Source organism: Desulfovibrio simplex, from assembly GCF_055387835.1.
This window is the reverse complement of sequence record NZ_AP042377.1, coordinates 1847121-1863173: the sequence shown is the minus strand read 5'-3', so window position 1 is coordinate 1863173 and position 16053 is coordinate 1847121. Positions and strand designations below refer to the sequence as shown.

Sequence of the window (16053 nt, the reverse complement as noted above, 5' to 3'; positions counted from 1 at the left end):
GACTGCCTATATGGTCTGCATCTGTGTGATGCTGTAGCAGTCTCCCTCAGTAACGATAACGTGATCCAGAAAGCGCAGGCCCAGTTGCGGTGCCAGTCTTTGCAGTTCGGCGGTGAAAGCTTTGTCCGCTTCAGAAGGCGCGGGGTTGCCGCCGGGATGGTTGTGCACCATTATGATGCCGCTGGCCTTGCGCAGCAGCGCGGCCTCGAATACTTCTCTGGGTTGCATTGAAACCTCCGCAACACCGCCGCGCCGCAGACATTCCCAGGCGGTAAGCCTGTTGCGCTGGTCCACCAGCGCCAGCCAGCACTCCTCGTGCGGGCAGCCCGCCAACCGGCTCTGGGCCATGCGGGCCACGGCTTCCGGCGTGACCAGGATTTCTCTTTTGCGCAAGGCCGAAGCCACATAGCGGCTGCGGACTTCGCGCAAGACCTGAAAATAGGTCATCAGTCCTGATCCGAAACCGGGCACTGCAAGAAGTTCGTCGGGCCGGGCGTCCATGACGCCCCGGATGCTGCCAAAGCGTTGCAGCAATTCCTTGGCCAGAGGTTTGGTGTCCTTGCGTGTGAGCCCGTAGCCCAACAGCAGTTCCAGAACCTCATAGTCAGCCACAGCGGCGGGTTCATGCTCGAAACGCTCACGCAGCCGGGCTCTGTGCCCTGCGTGCAGTTGTATGGGGCCTGGCTTTGCTGTCATAATGTAAGCAGTCTTGGAGGTTATGCAAGAGGCAGGGATGTGACTATAGGGATTTTGCCCGCTTTGGGCCAATAAATAAAGGGTGTTCTGTCAGCATGCCGGTCATGTCCGGCCTTGTGCCCGGGCAAAAAGGGCCGTCATGCGCGTGGCCAGAAAATCCAGACTCTGCTCGGGACTGCGGCGGCCGCTTTTGACGTGCAGTTCGGCGTCCACCACAAGGGTCATGCCCTGCGCGATGCCTTCCGCCCCGAGGCGCTGGGCAAGCTGTTTTTTGGCCCCGGCTTCCTGGGGGCGCATGCGCGGATTTTCGCCAGCCTGGCATTGCCATAACAGGCGCAGTTCACGGGCCAGCAGGGCCAGAAGCGAAAACAGCAGGCTGTCTCCGTCCTTGCTGCGCGCAAGTTCTCTCCATACGGCGGGCAGATTGCCTGCCTGCATGTGGCGGATGCAGGCGAAAACGTCACATTCCGGGCTCCACGAGGCCGTGGAGATCATAGCCAGGCTTATGTCCTGCCCACGGCTGCCGGAAACAGCGCCAGCGGCAGCACTTGTGGAATCATCAGCGTCCAGCATGGCGGCGCGGAGCAGAAGCAGCTTTTCCAGTTCGTTTTCAATAGCCAGAGCGTCGGGCGGGACAGAGGCGCAGAACTGCTCAAGGGCATCAGGTTCAAAGCGCAGATTCAGCGCCTGACAGCGTTGCAGCACGTGTTTTTTCAGCGTGCGTTCATTGAGCCCCTCATGACGCCATATCCAGCCCTGTTTGTCGGCAAAGGCCATGCAGGGCAATTTGCCGAGATGGGCCGGAATTTTGGGCTGACCCCGTTCCCAGTTGACCTCAAGGCAGAAAAAGGGCCAGCACTGGTCCGAGGGGCGGGCCAGCGTGTGGGAGATTTTTTTCCATATTGCCGCCGGCCACTGATTGGCCTGCCGGACGATCAGAGCGCGCGGCGCGCCAAAGAGCCCCTGAAGCGTCAGTTGCTCCCAGAAGCGCTGCGGCGGCTCTTCATCACCCCAGTATATGTGCCGTTCCCACTGCGCGGGAGCGGCCTGGGGCATGAGGCCGCCACTGGCCGTCGGAGGATGGGCAGCCAGCAGCCTGTTCAGATGGGCGCGCAGCAGCTGCCCGTCAGGGCAGGCGAGAAAGGAAAATCCTGGATGGGGAGTGCTCATGTTTGTATGCCGTACAGTTATGGAAACGCTGATCTATTTCGTTTGGCGGCGTTGCTTCACTTTTTTTGAAACAGTCGAGGACGGAAGAGTCCACTCCTGCTTCAAAAAAAGATCGCGCCTTGCCAAACGAAATAACTGCGCGTTTCCAGGAGGCTCTTTAGAGCAGATTAACTTTGAGAATGTACATTATCAAAGTTTAAGGCACGCTCACTACGGCGTTTAACCGCGCAGGTAAACTGCGCTTACGCCTCCGCGGCGGGCGTCTGCTCCCGCATCCGCCAGAGCAATTTCAAAGAGAAATTGCTCTAAAAATTAAATTGCTCTAATCAGTGCTTCCTTATCAATCCCGACGGTCGGGATTGAACCATGGTGTAAGAAAGAAAGCGGCCAAGACAGCACCATACCGATAAACGCTTTTTCAGGGAAGGGGAAAGGAGAAGGGGCGCTTTTTTCAAAAAGCGCCCCTTTCCAGGTACGTTTTGCGTGGCCGGACTGGCCTGACCAGAGAGGATAAACTTTGATACGGCGTGATGTCTGGTAGACGCTGCTGTCGAAATTCCCGCCTCAGATCAGAAAACGCTTTGTACTATACTAAGAGTTTTAGGGGGAGGGGGCCCTCCCCCACAAAACCTTCCTCCCCACAAAGCATTTCAAAGCTGCTACGCCCTAGTTGGCCACGATATTGACCAGTTTGCCCGGCACCACCACCACCTTGCGCACGGTGAGGCCGGCAAGATGGCGCTGTACCGAACTGTCGGCCAGAGCCGCAGCTTCCATGGCGGCCTTGTCCGCCCCAGCGGGAACTTCCACCGTGCCGCGCAGCTTTCCATTGACCTGGAGCGCCACGGTAAGCATGTCCTGGGCCATGGCGGTCTCGTTCCATTCCGGCCAGAGTTCTTCGGAAACAGTGGTCTTGTGACCAAGGCGTTGCCAAAGTTCTTCGCAAATGTGCGGCGTAATGGGTGCGAGCAGGGTTATGGCCGTGCTCATGGCAGAAGAGAATACACGCCGATCAGCCTCGCTCATGCTCAGTTTTTCCCGCGAAAGGTACATGGCATTGACCAGTTCCATAACAGCGGCGATGGCCGTGTTGAACTGGAAGCGGTCGCCCATGTCTTCCCTGACCTTCTTCACCGTGAGGTGCTCGCGGCGGCGCAGGTCGCGGGCTTCAGGGCTTGTGGCGTCCTGATCGGTGGCGGCGCAGGCCGTGAGAGGCAGCAGGCGTTCCTGTTCTTCCATAAACAGTCGCCATACGCGGCCAATAAAGCGCGAGGCTCCCTCGATGCCGGAATCGGACCAGTCAAAGTCCCGCTCGGCAGGAGCGGCAAAAAGGCAGAACAGGCGCACGGTATCCGCGCCGTATTTCTGGATCATGATCGTGGGATCAACCACGTTGCCCTTGGATTTGGACATCTTGCCGCCGTCTTTGAGCACCATGCCCTGAGTGAGCAGGTTCTTGAAAGGTTCGGCAAGGTCCGCCGGGAAGAAGCCCATGTCGCGGAGCACCTTGGTAAAAAAGCGGGAGTAGAGCAGGTGCAAGATGGCGTGCTCCACGCCGCCGATATACTGGTCCACGGGCAGCCAGTATTTAATGGCGTCCGTATCAAAAGGCGCTTCTGTGTCGCGGGCGCTGGTGTAACGGGCGAAATACCAGGACGACTCCACAAAGGTGTCCATGGTGTCAGTTTCGCGCCGGGCATGGCCGCCGCACTTGGGGCACGCGCAGTTCACGAACGAGGGGGTGTCGGCCAGAGGCGAGCGCCCGTCGCTGTGCGTTTTTACGTCCAGAGGAAGGAGCACTGGGAGGTTTTCTTCCTTTTCGGGAACAACGCCGCACGTATCGCAGTAGATCATGGGGATTGGCGAGCCCCAGTAACGCTGGCGCGAGATGTTCCAGTCGCGCAGGCGAAACTGCACGGTGGCCTTGCCCTTGCCTTTTTTTTCAAGGCTCTGGGCCACAGCCTTTTTGCCGTCTTCATTGGGCATGCCGTCAAAGGGGCCGGAATTGACCATGACGCCGTCAGTGGTGAAAGCCTCGGCCATGCTTTCCGGGTCCAGTTCTTCGCCTGCTGGGCTTATGACCACGCGCAGGGGCAGGGCGTATTTGCGGGCGAATTCAAAATCGCGCTGATCGTGGGCGGGTACGCCCATGACCGCTCCCGTGCCGTAGTCGGCCAGGACAAAGTTGCCGAGCCACAGCGGCACGCGCTGCCCCGTGAACGGGTGTATGACATAGGCGCCGGTGAAGATGCCTTCTTTTTCCACCCCGTCGGACTGGCGATCAAGGCGGTCCATGTTGCGGATGCGCTCCACAAAGGCGCGTACTTCCGCAGCGTTGGGATAGTCCGCAATAAGCTTTTCCACCAGGGGATGCTCGGGAGCCAGCGTCATGAAGGTGACGCCAAACACTGTGTCGGGCCTGGTTGTAAAGACGTCTATGCCCTGTATGCCTTCAATGGCTTTCTCAAGGTCAAAGGTAATGGCAGCGCCTGTGGACTTGCCGATCCAGTTGCGCTGCATGGCAATGACGCGGTCAGGCCAGTCGCCCTCAAGCTTGTTGAGATCTTCCAGCAGTTCGTCGCCATAGGCGGTGATTTTGAGAAACCACTGCGTCAGGTCTTTCTGCTCCACACGGCTGTCGCAACGCCAGCACAGGCCGTCAATGACCTGTTCGTTGGCCAGCACGGTATGACAGGAAGGGCACCAGTTCTGCGGGGCTTTTTTGCGGTAGACAAGGCCCTTTTCAAACATGCGCACAAAGAACATCTGCTCCCAGCGGTAGTATTCGGGACGGCAGGTGGCGATTTCGCGGGACCAGTCGTAGGAATACCCCAGGCGTTTCTGCTGAGCGCGCATATTGCGTATGTTGGCGTAGGTCCACTCGGCGGGGTGGGTATTGTTTTTTATGGCCGCGTTTTCAGCGGGCAGGCCAAAGGCGTCCCAGCCCATTGGGTGCAGCACGTTGAAACCCTGCATGCGTTTGCTGCGCGCCACCACGTCGCCAATGGAATAATTGCGCACGTGCCCCATGTGGATGTTGCCCGAAGGGTAGGGGAACATCTCCAGCACATAGTACTTGGGCTTGCTGCTTTCATGGCTGCAGGCAAAAGAATCTTCAGCCTGCCAGCGGGCCTGCCATTTTTCTTCTATAGCTTGGGGATTGTAGCGTTCTTGTGTCATGGGGCATACCGGTTCAGATGGAAGGATTGGCGGACGTGGCGAGCCTTTGCAGTTCGCCTGCATCAAGGGCCTTGGCGACGGCGTCGAGAATGCCGTTGATAAAATTCTTGGCATTGCCTTCGCCGAACTGGCGGCTTAGTTCCAGGGCCTCATTGATGGAGACCTTTGGCGGCACGTCGTTGCGGAACAAAAGTTCATACACGGCCAGACGCAGCAGCGTCAGCTCCACCCGGCCCATGCGGTCCACGCGCCAGTTGTGCGAAAAGCGGGTGATGGCGTCGTCCAGGGCTGCACTGTTGCTCCACACCCCCTGCACCAGTTCCCAGGAAAAGCCGCTGGCCTCAACGGGGACGCCGCTTTCTTCACTGCGCGCGAGGTTGTCCGGCGAGGTGCGGAAACTGCGGCGCAACTCTTCAAGAGTATTGGCCGGCGTGAAGGAAAGGCCGTACAAAACCTGAAAAGCCAGTTCGCGTTCGCCGCGCCGTGTTGCATTTTTGGCCTTGGCCATGGTTTACAACTGCTCCATGACGCGGATGGTTTCCAGCATGGCGGCGGCAGCTTCCACGCCCTTGTTGCCAGCCTTGGAACCGGCACGCTCAATGGCCTGCTCGATATTGTCGCAGGTGAGCAGACCAAAGCCGATGGGCGTGGTGTGCTCAAGCATGCAGTGGGCAATGCCCTTGGTGGCTTCGGCGCAGACATAGTCAAAGTGCGGGGTGCCGCCACGGATGACAGCGCCAAGGGCGAGAATGCCGTCGTACTTGCCGGAGGCAGCGAGCTTCTTGCAAATCAGGGGGATCTCGAAAGCGCCGGGAATACGTACAAGGGTGACGTTTTCAGTGGCAAGGCCGTGGCGTTCGAGATAGTCGAGAGCGCCGCCCACCAGGCGGTCCACGATGAAGTCGTTGAAGCGGGTGGCCACAATGGCCACTTTAAGGCCCTTGGCGTCCAACTGGCCCGCAATGGTTGTCATAGTGCTCATGGCAACTCCTCGGCGCAAAATGTGCGCTGTTCATTCTATAGTAATACGATTGCAAAAAACGACAGAAGGCACGACCCCGGGGCATGCCTATAAAAAACCCTGGCGCAGCAGAAAATCCATGTTCAGCCCGGAGGCTTTGGGCGCAGCGGTATCGCCGCTTGCGGCGGCAGCCCACGGACGCAACAGGTTGCGCACGTACTTGCCAATGAGGTCTGTTTCCATATTAACGGCCACACCCGGACGCCAATGCAGCATTGTGGTGCGCTTCTGGGTGTCGGGTATGATGTTGACCTCAAGAAAATCCGGGCCGCAATCATTGACTGTAAGGCTGATGCCGTCAAGGGTTACAGAGCCCTTGGAAATAACTTCGACGCCAAATTCGGCGGGAAAGGCAAGGCGGCAGCGCAGAGACTGGCCCGCCTGGCGCACCTCGCGCACAGTGGCGACGCAATCCACGTGGCCGCTCACAAGGTGGCCGCCCAGGCGGTCGCCCAGGGCCAGAGCCCGTTCAAGATTGACGAGATGCCCTGTTTGCAGTGCCCCCAGGGTGGTGCGCGAAAGCGTCTCACCGGATGCGTAGGCCGTAAAGGAATCCGCCCCGTGCTCTTCCACGGAAAGACAGGCGCCGTTGACAGCAATGGATTCGCCATCGACAAGATCAGGCAGGGTAAAAAGAGGGCGCAGACAAATGCGGCACTCGCCGCCGGTTCTGCGCAACGAGCGCACCTCGCCCTGACCCTGAATGATGCCAGTAAACATGTGGTCCTACTTTGTTTCCGCAGTGTGCAGGGGGCGCAGTTCTATATGGATGTCGCCGCCGCTGGTATGGGTTCCCATAACGCGCATGCGCAGCGCTTCGTCCAGACTCAAGGGAGCCCGGCCGGAAAAAAGCGGGTGCGCGTCTTCATCACCCAGAATCATGGGTGCCATGTGCAGGCGAAATTCGTCAACAACACCGGCTTCCAGCAGGCTGAGAGCCAGATGGCCGCCCCCTTCGCACAAAAGGTAGGGGCAGTGCAGTTCTTCCCTCAGGGCTTTGAGCATGTGGGTCAGGTCGGGGCCGCCACGCAGCGCCGGTCCAAGGGACAACACACGCACGCCGATGTCGCGCAGGGCTTTGGCCGTGGTTGAAGCGGCGGCAGCGGGCGAAGCCAGAAATACGGTCTGCTCCGGCCGCTCTTTCAGCAGGTAAAAATCCGCGTCGGGCTGCGGCAGGCGTGAGGTAAGCACGCACGCCAGAGGCTGGCGGCAGTCGGGCTCGTCCTCGCTGATGGGGCGCACGGTGAGGCGCGGGTTGTCCGCGCGAAAGGTGCCGCCGCCCACAAGCACAGCGCCGCCGCAATGGCCGATGCCAGCCCGCAGTTGCTGCACTTCCTGCCGTGATTCTTCGGAACTGATCCACTGGGACTCGCCCCGGCGTGTGGCAATGCGGCCATCAAGAGTGGCAGCCATCTTCAGAATGACATAGGGCCGCTGCTTTTGCTGCCAGACCAGAAAGTCGGCCACAAGGTCGCGGCAGGCGTCAGCGCATACGCCCTCAATAACTTCCAGACCGCTTTCGCGTAGTTGGCACGCGCCGCCGCAGGCTTCGGGATTGGGGTCGGCGAAGCCCACCACGATTTTTTTGATCCCCGCCTGACGCACGGCATCGGTGCAGGGAGGCGTCTTGCCCTGGTGGCAGCAGGGTTCGAGCGTGACAACGAGGGCGCACTGGGACGGATCCACTCCTTTGACAGCGGCGTCTTTCAGGCAGTCCACCTCGGCATGGTCAAGCCCCGCGGCATGGTGCCAGCCCCTGGCCACGACATGGCCGTCACGCACAAGCACCGCGCCCACCATGGGGTTGGGGCAGGTTTTCCAGCGGCCCTTCCGCGCCAGGGCGATAGCTTCACGCATGAAGGGGGCGTAATCCAGTTCAGACATGGGGTCTACTCCGGCTGGGGGCTGATGACGGGTGGAACGAAGTTCAGTCTTTCCACATGTACCCCCGCTTCATCAAGCATGGTGGTGGCAAGTTCGTCAGGGTAGTGTTCAGCGTAATAAATATGCCGTATGCCGCAGTTGATAAGCATCTTGCTGCACTGAACGCACGGATGGGTTGTGCAGTACAGTTCAGCGCCGCTGATATTGATGCCATGCACAGCGGCCTGAATAATGACATTTTGTTCCGCATGCAGGCCCCGGCAGATTTCATGCCGCTGGCCAGAGGGAATGCCCATCTGCTCACGCAGGCAGCCGACGTCAAGACAGTGCGGAACACCAGCGGGGGCGCCGTTATACCCGGTCGCGAGAATGCGCTTGTCCTTCACGGCGACAGCGCCGACCTTGCGACGCGTGCACGTGGAGCGTCCGCTCACAAGGTAGGTGATGTTCATGAAATATTCAGGCCAAGGCAGACGTTGCATAAGACACCCGTTAAAATTTCACACAGTGTACATAGTGGAGACACAAAAGCCAAGCCAGGGAGCCGGGGCCTTGAAGGCGAAAAAACACGGTGTTCGCGTAAGGGAGTAAGGGCCGCGTGTACGCTCCGCAAGCCGGGTGCTCCGTCAGCGCGGCGACTTTTGGCCTTGCCCGGCCGTTGCCCGCGTCTTCAGCAGACACCTTTGCGAATCTGGATCAGATCAGCTTTGAAATGCTTCGCATTTCAATTTTTCGTCCTGCCAAAAAATATGTTTTATGACAAAATCCACGCCACGTTGCGGCGTGCCCTGCACGGAGGCCGCATGTACCATGCAGCAAGGGCGGCCCGAAGGTGGTGAGCCTTCGGGCCGCCGAAAGCCGTCACTAGAGCAGATTAACTTTGAAATGCTTCACATTTCAAAGTTTTCATTCAGCCGAAAATCGCATTTTCGGCTGAATCCATGCCACGCCACGCTGCGGCGCGCTGCGCTCTCGTGCAGCATCAGAGCATGCAGCTTTATTTCAAAGTTAAGATGTTCTATGGGCAAACAGGGGAAACTGAAGGGCGAACTCTTCAACTTCCGCGCGGATTTTTTCAAGGGCTGCAGTGTCGTTGCGGTTTTCAAGAGCCGTAACAATGAACTGGCTCACAGTGCGCATGTGGTCCTGCTTCATGCCGCGCGTGGTGAGGGCCGCAGCGCCCAGGCGCACGCCCGACGTCACAAAGGGAGAGCGCGTTTCAAAAGGAACAGTGTTCTTGTTGACCGTGATGCCCGCGGTATCCAGAGCTATTTCAGCGTCCTTGCCGGTGATGTCCTTGCGGGTCAGGTCCACCAGCATGAGGTGGTTGTCGGTGCCGCCAGAAACAAGATCGTACCCGGCATCGGTCAGGCATGCTGCCAGGGTGGCGGCATTGTCCATCACCTGCTGCTGGTAGGCCTTGAAGGAGGGATGCAGCGCCTCGCCCAGGGCCACGGCCTTGGCGGCCACCACGTGCATCAGGGGGCCGCCCTGAATGCCGGGGAAAATCTGGCTGTTCAGCGTTTTGGACATGTCTTCTGTGGACAGGATCATGCCGCCTCGGGGGCCGCGCAGAGTTTTGTGCGTGGTCGTTGTGGTGACGTGGGCGTAGGGCACGGGGCTCTGGTGCAGACCTGCGGCCACGAGACCGGCGATATGCGCCATGTCGACCACCAGTTTGGCGTCAACTTCATCGGCAATGGCCCGGAAGCGGGCAAAGTCAATGGCTCGGGGGTAGGCGCTGGCGCCAGCCACAATCACCTTGGGCTTGTGTTCACGCGCTTTGGCCGCCACCGCGTCATAATCAATGCGGCCGGTTTCACGCTGCACGCCGTAGGACACGATGTTGAAGAGACGGCCGGAAAAGTTCACCGGGCTGCCATGGGTGAGGTGCCCGCCGTGGGAAAGGTCCATACCAAGAATGGTGTCGCCAGGCTTGAGAAAAGCAAGATAGGCGGCCATGTTGGCCTGAGAGCCGGAGTGGGGCTGCACGTTGACGTACTGGGCGTCAAAAAGTAGCTTTGCGCGTTCCTGGGCAAGGATTTCGACCATATCCACATATTCGCAGCCGCCGTAATAGCGCTTGCCGGGATAGCCTTCAGCATACTTGTTGGTGAGTATGCTGCCCTGTGCCTGCCTCACGGCAGTGGAAACGATGTTTTCCGAAGCGATAAGCTCAAGTTTACCCATCTGCCTTTGCGATTCCAGAGCGATGGCCCGTGCGATTTCCGGGTCCTGAAGGAGAATTTCATCCATGAACTTGGTCCTCAGTGAAATATACTGCCCGCCACAGTGGCGGGCAGTGTTGTGAATAGGCTGGACCCGGCGCGAAGGGGGGGCGGATCTGTGGGCAACGCGCTTCCCGGGCGTTCCTGCTGGTTCAGGCAAGGTGCCGCCAGGGCGCTATTTATTCCATTTCTTCAAAATCAGGCTGGCATTGGTGCCGCCAAAGCCGAAGGAGTTGCACATGGCATACTCGCAGGCGATGTGCTTTGATCCATCGGCCATGTAATCAAGGTCGCAGGCCGGGTCGGGGGTGTCGAGGTTGATGGTGCCGGGCAGCATTTCGTCATGGAGCGCCAGAGCCGTAAACACGGATTCGATGCCCCCGGCAGCGCCAAGCAGATGCCCCGTCATGGATTTTGTGGCCGAGATTTTGATTTTTTGGGCATGGTCGCCAAAAACCAGTTTGATGGCCTTGGTTTCAATGCTGTCATTGAGCATCGTCGACGTGGCGTGGGCATTGATGTGACCGATGGCCGAGGGAGCAATGCCCGCCTCGCGCAGGGCGTTCTGCATGGCGTGCGCCATGCCTTCGCCGTTTTCACAGGGGGCGGTCATATGGTAGGCGTCGCCGGAAGCGCCGTACCCCACCATTTCAGCGTAAATCTTCGCGCCGCGCTCCCGGGCCGATTCCAGTGTTTCAAGCAGCAGCAGTCCCGCGCCTTCACCAATGACAAAACCGTCGCGGTTGGCGTCAAAGGGCCGCGAAGCCTTGGTGGGCTCATCGTTGTGCTGCGTTGAAAGCGCCTTGAGGGCCGTAAAGCCCGCCACGCCAAGAGGCGTGACCGTGGCTTCGACGCCGCCGGTAATAACGGCCGTGACCCTGCCGAGCAAAAGTTCGCTGAAGGCGGTGCCCATGGCGTGAATGGCCGAGGCGCAGGCAGTGGTCGTGACGATGTTGGGCCCCTTGGCCCCTGTGAAGATGGATATCTGCCCCGGCCCCATATTGGAAATGAGCATGGGGATCATGAAGGGCGAAATTTTGTTGGGGCCAGACTCCAGCAGCTTGGCATGGTACGTCTCAATGGTATGCAGGCCGCCAAGGCCGATGCCGAGAATTACGGCGGTGTCATAGGCATTGGCGTCCGTCACTTCATAGCCCGCGTCCTTGAGCAGCATCTGGGCCGAAGCCACGGCAAACTGGGTGAAACGGTCCATGCGTCGCACCTGCTTGGCGGGCATGAACTCTTCGGGCGCAAAATTTTTCACCTCGCCCGCGATCCGGGAATCATAGGCCGAGGCATCAAAAAGCGTGATGGGCGCGATGCCCGACTCGCCTGCGAGCAGTTTTTTCCAGGTGCTCTCAATATCGTTGGCGAGGGGCGTAACGCCGCCAACACCAGTGATTACTACGCGGGGACGGGTCATGCATGCTCCTTTGATGCGGGAGGGGGTTTGCAGGCCCCCTCACACGCAGCAGATCTGGCGATCAAACTCTGGCTATTTCTTTTCTTCGATATAGGAAATGGCGTCCTGAACCTTCAGAAGTTTCTGAGCATCGTCATCAGCGATCTCGACTTCAAATTCTTCTTCCATGGCCATGATCAGTTCGGTCAGGTCAAGGGAGTCAGCGCCCAGGTCTTCCACAAAGCTGGCTTCGGGCTTTACTTCATCAGCGCTCACGCCAAGCTGGTCTACAATAATTTTTTTAACTTTTTCAGCGACATCAGACATAGTATCCTCCAGGTAATTTAATGATCACTTCCAAACCCGGCCTCAGGGGTGCGCCGGGAGAGTCTTCGGACTTTCCACCTAACAGTGCATGCCCCCATTCACCCCGAGCACCTGCCCGGTGATATAGGCAGCTTTGTCCGACGCGAGAAAGGCGACGGTTTCGGCCACATCCTGAGCAGTGCCCATACGCTTGAGAGGAATAGATTCTTCATAGCTTTTGCGCACTTCGTCGCTGAGGGCGGCGGTCATGTCCGTTTCGATGAACCCGGGGGCCACGGCGTTAACCGTGATCTGCCGGGTGGCCAGTTCTTTGGCGCAGGACTTGGTAAGGCCCAACAGGGCGGCCTTGGCCGAGGCGTAGTTGGCCTGGCCGGCGTTGCCTGTCTGACCCACCACCGAAGAAATATTCACAATGCGGCCCTTGCGGGCTTTGCTCATGATTTTGGCGGCTTCGCGGGTGCAGATGAAAGCGCCGCGCAGATTGACGTTGATGACCTGATCAAAATCTTCGTCTTTCATGCGGATAAGAAAGCCATCCTTGGTGATGCCCGCATTGTTGACCAATACGGCAAGGTTGACTTTATCTTTGATTTCATTGGCAAAAAAATCAGAAACAGCGGCACTGTCGCTGACATTCAGGGCAAAAGCCCTGGCGTGGCCGCCCGTTGCCCTGATTTCGGCTACCACCTGTTCCGCTTCAGCGGGGCGGCTCACATAGGTAAGAAAAACCTGAAAACCGTCGCGGGCAAGGGTTTGGGCAATGGCCCGCCCGATGCCGCGCGAGCCGCCCGTCACAATGGCGGTGGGCGTAGCGGTGGGTGCGGAATGCTCTGTACTCATGCTCGTTCTGCCTTTGCTTGAGAGTGCTGTTTATAGCGTGACCGTGCGCTCATTTCAATGCCGCTGCACAAGAAAAAAGAACTTGCGCGACGGGCTGTGCTCTGGCCTGCACGGCATCGTTTGATGGAGTTTGACTCCGTCCCGCGACGCCTGTGTAAAATCCGCGCGGCAAAGTGGTTACAGGTTGGCGGCCTGAGCGCGGACAGCCCGGAAAAGATTAAAACCGCAGCAGGGCCGCGCCCCAGGTCAATCCCGCGCCAAAGGCGGTGACAAGCATACGGTCGCCGGTCTTGATGCGTCCGGCGGCGCGGGCTTCCGTAATGGCCAGGGGAATGGAGGCCGAGGAAGTGTTGCCGTACTTGTCAACATTGACAAAGACGCGGTCGCCGGTCATGTCCAGGCGGCTGCCCACGGCCTCGATGATGCGCATATTGGCCTGATGGGGCACAAGCAGGTTCACGTCGCTGGCGGAAAGGCCGTTGCGGGCCAGAACGTCTTCGCAGATATGCACCATGTTGCGCACGGCGTGCTTATAGGTCTCGCGGCCTTGCATGGTAATGAAAAAGTCATCGCCGACGGGATCGCCCTTGGCGTAGCGGCTGCTGGTCCCGCCGCCCACCACAATAAGGTCGCGCTGCGTGCCGTCGCTCTGGCAGATGACGTCCTCAAGGCCGGCCATGACATTGCCCGACGAACCGGTAACAATGCAGGCCGTGGCCGCATCGCCGAAAAGAACGCAGGTGCTTCTGTCTGCCCAGTTCACGCGGCGGGTCAGGGCCTCTGTGCAGACAAAAAGAATTTTGGCGTCGGGCTGCTGGGCCAGAAGGCTGCGGCAAATGGAAAGACCGTAGATAAAGCCGGAGCAGGCAGCGCCAAAGTCAAAGGCCATAACAGGCCCTGTTCCGAGCTGCCCTGCCATGATGCAGGCCACGGAAGGCGAAAGCACGTCAGGAGTGCAGGTGGCCGCGATAACGTGGGTGAGTTCAGAAGCTTCCATACCCGCTTCGGCAAGAACCTTGCGGGCGGCCTTGAGGCCAAGGTCGGAAGTGTGTTCGTCATCAGCCAGCTTGTGCCGCTGCTTTATGCCAGTACGGGTAACGATCCATTCTTCGTTGGTGTCAACCACCTTGGCGAGGTCTTCGTTGGTCAGGACCGCGTCCGGCACATGGGCGCTCAGCGCAAGCAAATGGCAGAGAGGATTCATTCTGTAGTACCGCCGGTTAGATGGCGCGTGAGAAGCGCGTGAGCTCCTCGTTGGCCAGGATGGTCTCGGCAAGGTGGCTGTTGGTGCCTTTGCGAACAAAGGTACCGCTCATTTTGATGGCATTCGTCATGGCAAGCGAACTGGAACGGCCATGACAGACTATAGCCAGGCCCTGAAGACCCAACAGCGGTGCGCCGCCATATTCGGCATAGTCAATGGTGCTGGCAAATTTTTTGAAAGCGCCCTTGGCCAGCATGCCGCCAAGAGCGGGCAGTACGCCGGAGGTAAAGACTTTCTTGAGCATGCGCACCAGCGATGAAGCAAGGCCTTCACTCATCTTGACCACAACGTTGCCCACAAAACCGTCACAGACCACGACATCAAGATCACCGGTAAAAATGTCCCGCCCTTCGGCATTCCCCACAAAATTGAGGTTTTGGGCCATCTTTAGCAGTTCGTAGGCTTCCTTGACCTGAGAGTTGCCCTTGCCTTCTTCTTCACCGATGCTCAGCAGGCTGACGCGGGGCGAGGGATAGCTCAAAAGGTCCCTGGCGAAAGCGTCGCCCATAAGGCCGAACTGAAAGAGGTGATAGGGGCGGCAATCCACATTGGCTCCGGCGTCGAGCACAACTACGGGATCTTTTTCCGTAGGCAGCAACGCGGCCAGAGCAGGACGCTCCACTCCGGGAAGGCGGCCCATAATGAACATGCCACAAGCCACTGTGGCGCCGGAATGTCCGGCACTTACCACAGCGTCCGCGGCGCCGTCCTTGACCAGGCGGCAGGCCACCTGGATAGAGGCGTTTTTTTTGCGGCGCAGAATGTCCGAGGGTTTTTCATTCATGTGCACCACATCATCAGCCTGAACGATATCATAATGCACATTTTTAAGGTCAAGCTTGTCCAGCTCGGCCTCCAGCTTGGGGGTGTCGCCCACAAGCTGGACATGCAGATCATGAAGTCGGGCGGCCGCGACGGCACCCGGCACTACCACGGAGGGGCCAAAGTCCCCGCCCATGGCGTCCACGGCGATAATGGGGCGCTCGTTCATTACTCGCTATCGGTCTTGGCGACCACCTGACGGCCCTTGTACGTACCGCAGCTGGGGCAGACGCAATGGGGCACGGTGGGCTCGCCGCAGGAGCAGTAAATGACGGCGGGAATGGCCACACGATCGTGAGAGCGGCGCATCCCCTTGCGGGAGCGGGATTTTTTATTCTGTTGCACAGCCATGGTGTTCTCCTTTTCAGTCCTTGCGGACACGTAAGGCAAAGATATGGCGGGCAGGACCAGAAATAGGGCTTGCCCGCAAGACTCAGCAGTTTAGTAAAAAACTTTAGAAATGTCCAGACTCCGTCTGCGGCAATCCATCAGCGGAAACCATTTTTTCAAAGCCGCCATGCTAGAGCAGTTAACTCATTTCAAGTGTTAAATGCTCTGGGTTCTGGCATGCGGCCTGTGGCGCGCATTCAGTTCTTGTGCAGCGTGAGCCCGCGCAAAACAGCCATGCGTGGATCAAGCTCTTCATGCTCGCACGCGCAGAGCCCCTCATTGAGGTTGGCGCCGCAGCTTGGGCAAAGTCCCTTGCATGTCGCGTCGCACAGGGGCGTCACGGGCAGGGCGAGCATAAGCTCCTCCCAGCAAATGGCCGCAAGGTCCAGCAGGGGCGCGTTGTTCACAAAAACAAGGCGACTTTCCGGGGTTTCGTCCTGCGAGCGCACGGCGGAAGACCCGGCAGCTTCGTCAAGTTCGTCGCTCTCCGGCAGTTCCTCAAAATCTTCAAAGCGCGCGTTGACCACAGCCGTGGCATCCTCGGTGCAGCGACTGCACGGCAGAACCACCTCGCCCGTCAGGCTGCCGCGCACAAGCCAGCCGCCGTCAGTGGGCAGCACGCTGATACTGGCGCTCAGGGGTTTGGTAATCCGGCAGTCCATATGAAACTCCTCAATGGAGTTCTGCCAGATGGCCTGATCGTCCAGATGAAACTCTCTGCCCTCGGGGGGCAGATCGTTGAGTAATATGCGGTAATTCTGCATGCTGTACCTCGAAAGTCTGGCTACATACCCTTGCCCATAACAGTTGTCAAGAAAAGCGGTAAAAG

16 protein-coding genes are annotated in these 16053 nt (G+C 58.8%); all 16 read right to left on the bottom strand.

All coding sequences use genetic code 11. The features are described 5' to 3' along the window. Positions 1-6: 6 nt before the first annotated feature. Positions 7-696 carry a JAB domain-containing protein gene (locus ACZ5DH_RS07595; RefSeq protein ID WP_464256463.1) on the bottom strand — a complete coding sequence of 230 codons (690 nt, stop codon included), beginning with the start codon at positions 694-696 and terminating at the stop codon, positions 7-9. Between the two features lie 102 nt (positions 697-798). Continuing rightward, the gene (locus ACZ5DH_RS07590) at positions 799-1866 is read right to left on the bottom strand and encodes a DNA polymerase III subunit delta (RefSeq protein ID WP_464256462.1); all 1068 of its coding nucleotides are present in this window, start codon (positions 1864-1866) and stop codon (positions 799-801) included. Positions 1867-2532: 666 nt separating this feature from the next. After that, positions 2533-5046, bottom strand: coding sequence for a leucine--tRNA ligase (gene leuS / locus ACZ5DH_RS07585; RefSeq protein WP_464256461.1), 2514 nt, complete (start codon positions 5044-5046; stop codon positions 2533-2535). Between the two features lie 13 nt (positions 5047-5059). Further along, the gene (nusB, locus tag ACZ5DH_RS07580; RefSeq protein ID WP_464256460.1) at positions 5060-5554 is read right to left on the bottom strand and encodes a transcription antitermination factor NusB; all 495 of its coding nucleotides are present in this window, start codon (positions 5552-5554) and stop codon (positions 5060-5062) included. 3 nt (positions 5555-5557) lie between these two features. Beyond that, positions 5558-6028, bottom strand: coding sequence for a 6,7-dimethyl-8-ribityllumazine synthase (gene ribH, locus ACZ5DH_RS07575; protein ID WP_464256459.1), 471 nt, complete (start codon positions 6026-6028; stop codon positions 5558-5560). An 87-nt stretch (positions 6029-6115) separates the two neighbouring features. Next, on the bottom strand, positions 6116-6787 hold the full coding sequence (locus tag ACZ5DH_RS07570) for a riboflavin synthase (protein ID WP_464256458.1): 672 nt from the start codon (positions 6785-6787) through the stop codon (positions 6116-6118). Between the two features lie 6 nt (positions 6788-6793). Further along, positions 6794-7951: a bifunctional diaminohydroxyphosphoribosylaminopyrimidine deaminase/5-amino-6-(5-phosphoribosylamino)uracil reductase RibD gene (gene ribD / locus ACZ5DH_RS07565; RefSeq protein WP_464256457.1), complete on the bottom strand. Its 1158-nt coding sequence runs from the start codon at positions 7949-7951 to the stop codon at positions 6794-6796. Between the two features lie 5 nt (positions 7952-7956). Further along, positions 7957-8433 (bottom strand): deoxycytidylate deaminase, encoded by a 477-nt coding sequence (locus ACZ5DH_RS07560; RefSeq protein WP_464256456.1) that lies wholly within the window; start codon positions 8431-8433, stop codon positions 7957-7959. Between the two features lie 526 nt (positions 8434-8959). Continuing rightward, complete coding sequence (gene glyA / locus ACZ5DH_RS07555) at positions 8960-10207, bottom strand: serine hydroxymethyltransferase (RefSeq protein ID WP_464256455.1); 1248 nt, start codon at positions 10205-10207, stop codon at positions 8960-8962. 147 nt (positions 10208-10354) lie between these two features. After that, the gene (fabF, locus tag ACZ5DH_RS07550; RefSeq protein WP_464256454.1) at positions 10355-11602 is read right to left on the bottom strand and encodes a beta-ketoacyl-ACP synthase II; all 1248 of its coding nucleotides are present in this window, start codon (positions 11600-11602) and stop codon (positions 10355-10357) included. A gap of 72 nt (positions 11603-11674) precedes the next feature. Next, positions 11675-11908 carry an acyl carrier protein gene (locus ACZ5DH_RS07545; protein WP_179981257.1) on the bottom strand — a complete coding sequence of 78 codons (234 nt, stop codon included), beginning with the start codon at positions 11906-11908 and terminating at the stop codon, positions 11675-11677. A 78-nt stretch (positions 11909-11986) separates the two neighbouring features. Continuing rightward, entirely contained in the window at positions 11987-12748 is a 762-nt protein-coding gene (gene fabG, locus ACZ5DH_RS07540) for a 3-oxoacyl-[acyl-carrier-protein] reductase (RefSeq protein WP_464256453.1), read from the bottom strand. A 217-nt stretch (positions 12749-12965) separates the two neighbouring features. Further along, entirely contained in the window at positions 12966-13952 is a 987-nt protein-coding gene (locus ACZ5DH_RS07535; RefSeq protein ID WP_464256452.1) for a beta-ketoacyl-ACP synthase III, read from the bottom strand. Positions 13953-13968: 16 nt separating this feature from the next. Continuing rightward, the gene (gene plsX / locus ACZ5DH_RS07530) at positions 13969-15003 is read right to left on the bottom strand and encodes a phosphate acyltransferase PlsX (RefSeq protein WP_464256451.1); all 1035 of its coding nucleotides are present in this window, start codon (positions 15001-15003) and stop codon (positions 13969-13971) included. Continuing rightward, the gene (gene rpmF, locus ACZ5DH_RS07525) at positions 15003-15185 is read right to left on the bottom strand and encodes a 50S ribosomal protein L32 (protein WP_179981261.1); all 183 of its coding nucleotides are present in this window, start codon (positions 15183-15185) and stop codon (positions 15003-15005) included. The genes plsX and rpmF overlap by 1 nt, the downstream gene beginning before the upstream one ends. A gap of 236 nt (positions 15186-15421) precedes the next feature. Next, positions 15422-15988, bottom strand: coding sequence for a YceD family protein (locus tag ACZ5DH_RS07520; protein ID WP_464256450.1), 567 nt, complete (start codon positions 15986-15988; stop codon positions 15422-15424). Positions 15989-16053: the final 65 nt, after the last annotated feature.